This window comes from Candidatus Cloacimonadota bacterium, from assembly GCA_021734245.1.
Classification (GTDB): Bacteria; Cloacimonadota; Cloacimonadia; order Cloacimonadales; family TCS61; genus B137-G9.
The window spans coordinates 1-5,386 of the sequence record JAIPJH010000134.1 but is presented as its reverse complement, the minus strand read 5'-3'; the positions used below and the strand labels follow the sequence as shown (position 1 = coordinate 5,386).

Genomic DNA, 5,386 nt, shown 5'->3' with positions numbered 1-5,386 from the left:
CATACATAAGATCATGATATTCTGTTAAGCCTTTATTCTGTGTTTTATTCACAATTGCTTCACTGGAATTGTTTGTTTTCACTTTGAGCCATGATTCCCAGAGAAAGTTTAACTCCGAGTACATGAGATTATCGCCGAAAGGCGGGTCTGTAAAAATGTAATCTATAGAATTTATCGATATGTTATTTAAACTTGTTGCTGATTGAGTAGTTATTAATGCATCTTCTTTTTGACTATTAATCTCAATTATTGCTTTCGGTAGACGTTTTAACTTTCCTTTAATAATATAATCCAATGACACTTCAACTACTTGGGAACCGATATATAATGTTCCTGAAAGATATTGATTTACTTGAGAGAAATGGGTAGGGACATATCTAGAAATTTTAGCAAACCCTAATATAATCTGTTCAAAAGCAAATTGTACATAATGCTTTATTTTTTTATTACTTTTTTGAATCTTATCCCAAACTGCAGCGAGCACCCACAAATTCCGCTTTGTATAAAAGTGGTGCACATGGGTTATACCATGAGATCTCAAAGGTTGTGCTGTATTATAGCCAAAAGGCATCCTATCTGCAGGAAACCAGTACGGTATCGGGCTTGAATTAATCTTATCTATCAGTTTGAAGTCGTGTTCATCAGGCTGTTTTTCATATCGCTTTTTTTCTATGGAGTAGTTAATCAGTACGGGGACTTGTTTTGCCTGTTCTATAGTTTCGTGCAATGCATCATCATATTTTTGCTCAACAGCCCTTTTACAGTCAGTTTTCTTTACCTGTGCCTGGCATCCAGGACAAGAAAATTCTTTCAATACTGAACCTGATTCTTTATCAACAGCTGCATCATAGAAAATGATTTCTTCCCCGCAGAACGGGCAAATGAAGACATCAGACCAAACCGTATAATTTATTCTTCCTTTTGTTTTTCCATCAATATGGACTGTTTTATACATCCAGCCGCATTCCTCTTCGACTTCATATAAAATACGTCGAGCTTCATTTTCAAAGGCATTCACATCAACCTTACTGTTGTAGTTATGAGCAATGAAGGTAGCTATGGGTGATAAATCCGAAAGAATGGCTTTTCTATCCAGCATCTGGGCCGCAACTCCAGTCATGCCAGTTCCGCAGAAACCATCAAAAACAATATCTCCCGGTTCTGTATAATGCTTGATATATTTCATGATAGCCTTATGAGGAACTTTCGTGTGATACGAATGAGCATTGTAAATAGGGTCATTTTTCCCTTCACTTACATCACCGACAAACGGTTCACGCTGATATTTGTCACTGTCTTCATCATAAGGAGTTCCATATTCATCAATAAAATCATTGATATACGGGTTTGGACATGCGGTATAATACGGAGGCTCTGAAAGCGCTAAAATATCTTCATCTTTTGCAATCGGGAATCCTTCTATTTGTCTCACTGTATCCAGCAATTCTTTCAGCGGCTTACTTTCTTTCATAGTGCGTTTTGACTCCTATTTCAGCTTTATTCGAATTTCATGAGAATCATGTTCATCTCGGAGCGAGTTCATAAAACTCGTAAACCCATTTTCAATTTCAGATAATGTCAACACCTGATTATTTGGAAATAGGTTTTCCATAAGATCATCAGATGAAACTTCAATAACCTCCACTTCCTTCAGCAGGTTTTCTATAGCAGGTATGAGCTCAGCTGGATATTCATCCGGCAATTTCTTATCAGAAAGAATCTTTTCAATCTGCTTTGCATCATCCTCTGATAAGTACTGCATATTATCTCTATATTCACGTATTAGTTTGATTACATTTTTTTCTGCTTGGCTATAAAGCTGCTGGAGATCATCTTCTATATGTTCAATAATTCCCTGTATTTCCGTATACTTTGCATTTTTTGGAAAGAGGCACTCCTGACAGAAAGTACTGTGATTCAGCTGCTTATCAAGCTTATTATTGCTGCATTTATATTTTTTCAGCTCCAGCCATGCTGCCACTTTACTATTGAATTTACCTTCTCCGCTTACGTGCTTTAAACCATATAATTTTTTTAGTTTAAGAAAGATTGGATGCTGATGAAAGTTATCCAGAATTGTCCAATCAATTCCTTTGCCTACATACTTCTCATGGGCAGGAATATAGACATCATATTTATATGTCTGCATAAATGATGTAATTTTACCTTTTATAGGATTCCTCTGTGAAGTATCGGAAAACTTATCATAATCTTCGCAGATAGCAACTATGTCCTGTTTTATTTGATTCAGCTTTTCTATCTTGCTTGTTTCTGCCTGCAGCAGAGGTTTTTCATCCACTAGCTGAAGTGCCTGCTCCATATATTCTAATGCAGGATGAATAAACTTACTGTAATCATTCAATCCGTCTTTAAGAGTCTGCATTTCCCTAAGCAGAATTTCAATTTTGGGTAAAGATTTGTTAAAGTTTTCAATTGATCCGAACTTTGTAAAATTCCCAATATCCAAAGAAGACCATTGGATTTCATAAATTTTTGTCATCTGTTCTGAAATGCCATTCATATCTAGATATACAGAACTATATGTTTTTAGATTTTCATATAGTTCATTCAGTTCATCCAGTTTTCCCAGAATATCTGCTATCTTCTGTTTATAGGAACTAAAAGCCGCATTACGATCCTGATCAACTCGTATTTGCGCTCCATTCAATCCTAAGGTATTCATAAGCCTCTCTGCAAAATCAAAGCTCATATCTTTACTCATGCGGATATAATGAAGAGCTTCAAATTGTTTTGTTGATTTGAATTTCTCCTTAATATTATTGATATCCCATTTTCCTCCACCCTTCTCCTGCAGGAACATTTTTCCCTGCACAACAAAGAATATCAAGAACACATAAATGATTCCCCTTTCTAGCCCATAGGGTGAACAGGAAAACGGTTTAACCAGATCTTTTTCTATATCAGTTACTTTTGCACCTTTAGACTTCACCGTATCCATAATATTCAATGCTATTTGAGAATTCTGAAAATCAGGATACCCCTGGGTATTCAATAATTGCAATTTATCTAGAAACTGCCTGGTCAAGCGACTGATCGATGTATAATTACCTCCTGCAATATCCTGACAAACCGAAGTACACGTTTGACCGATAGTTGCAGAAGATACTACAGAAGGATAGACCGGATGGCCTGAGTAATAATCAGCAAATTCTTTATCAAGGATTGCAGTTTTCACCGAATCTATAATCTCGGGTACTGAAGCAGATTCTCTTCCAAGATGCTGTTTTGTTTGTTTCTTAATTCCGTTATAACTGCAGTCAGCAAAGTTCAGCAGCAGTTTAGCGAGTCGGTACCGTATACCAGTATGAAAAGTAGATCCTTGCTTAAACCCATCAATTCTCTGTTCAAGCTTCTTTGCCATAGTCGTTTTCTGATAATTATTATTTATCATATTCCGAATAGCTACTACTTCTTTAAACAACTCAACATTCTGCGGATCTGGAATACGGAAATGAATAACAATCTGTCTGTCATGTACTTTTTGTTTAAATTCTGATGCAAACGGAGAGATAAGAAGAAGTGCATAATCTTTCTGACTGATTTCGGGAACTATACTACCTCGCCGCACAAATATTATATGCCCCATTCTAAATGATTTCGTACTCGGCCATGAACACTCATCCAAAAATATATCAGGTACATTGCTGCTGAGATTCAATTCAAGAAGCTCCTTTAGCTGTCTGAAAATTTCATCCTCTATTTCCTCATCAGAAACTGCAGCAGCCTTCTGCTGTATTTTTTCTTCCGGGTCAACGCCCACTTTGGTTTCAAAATAAAAATGCGGTGCTTGGCTTCCTTCTGTCTTCCTAGCTTTTATGTACTCACCATCGGTAACTTCCCGGATTTTTTTTATTACCAGAGATACATAATCCTTAGCAGATAAACTTTTACTTGACGGCAGCATCAGCAGTTCATTAGCTAGTTCTTCGGCCCTTACACCAGTTTCATTCTTATCCCATAAAGCGTATACAGCAACAGCCTTAGCAATTTTTACAGCATTCTCACGATATTTGTTTTCCATCATCTGTATTTTCTGTATGAGAATTTCCATGACTTTATTGATTTCATAAATTTCTTCCAAATTGCGTTTATTTGGGTTATCGATGAGCAGATCATAAATACGCTCAAAGGTTATAAAAAAAGGAAAAGATTTAGTCAAATTCTTTTTTATTTCGGTTAGAGCAAATTGTATAACCCCGCGCTTCTCAAAATAGGGCAGCTCAGAAAACATATCAATAAGAAATGGAGTCAGGGGAAACAAATCAATATAAGCTTCCATGTCTACACTAACTGATTCGATTTTTTCAGCAAACTTACTCAGATGATCTTCTAAAACATGACGCTGCTTTTCATTTTTTGGAACAATTCTATTACTAATAACTCTTCTTACATCTTCCTTGTGGATTATAATATGCTGGAACCGTTCTCCAACTCGACCAACTTCCATAGCGAGATCTTTGAAACGCGGACTTGAGAAAATATCTTCCTGCATGGAGCCAATAAAAACAAAATCCTGGTCCTGACTTATTTGTCCCAGAACCCTGATGAACTGCAAATCAGATTTCATTGAAGCTTTCTGTTTTGACATAAGAAAATCAGATACTTCATCTATCACAACTAATAAGCCGGCTGTCGGGTCTTCTTTTTTTATTAGTTCAATAATCTTTGCAACATTTTCTTTGTCGTCATAATTCTCGTTTCTATCAAAATTCGGTATTTCTAAACCATATTTACGGCTTAATTGATTCCGTATTTTTCCATAAAACCAAGTACGCAGTTCAACTTGTCCCGACTGCAATTCAAATTGAACATGAAAAAACTTTCTATCAATGGCTTCTACTGATTTCTGTATCTTTTCACTTTGCACAAGCTTCACTAATTCAGGATTATCCACAAGACTGACAAGAAAACCTACCAAGTGAGACTTACCGCTTCCATAATTTCCGATTATCAGACGAGATTTATGCTTAGGTTGTTCAAGATCATAGAAAAAATCTCCAATTTGATCTTCTAAGGACGGAGACAATATATAACTAGAAACAAGCTCTTTCCTTTCTTCCTGTTCTTTAATGTCTGCATCAATATCAATGACATCTTTAATCTGTTTAAAATTAAAGTAATTGCTTATAGAATCTCCAGAATTTTCTTCTGCTCTGGGAGCCTGTAAGGTAGTAAAATGCATGTCCTCATCAATTTCATCGATATCAATAAGCAGGATATCATTGATTTCCTGATCATAGTATTCTTGTGACCCGACTTCACCATAATATAAGCGAGAACCAAGTTTACTTTCATCTTCTAGAAAAAGAACACAATTTTTATTTCGCGAATTATATTTGAATGCTCCGACCGGAGATATATGAAG

Annotated in this window: 2 protein-coding genes; both read right to left on the bottom strand. The window is 36.0% G+C overall.

Annotation, left to right across the window (positions count from 1 at the left end):
• Positions 1–1,471: site-specific DNA-methyltransferase (locus K9N40_13045; protein MCF7815395.1), on the bottom strand; the 1,471-nt coding region annotated here is incomplete at its 3' end.
• A gap of 15 nt (positions 1,472–1,486) precedes the next feature.
• A partial coding sequence (locus tag K9N40_13040; GenBank protein MCF7815394.1) for a DUF6079 family protein occupies positions 1,487–5,386 on the bottom strand: 3,900 nt, incomplete at its 5' end.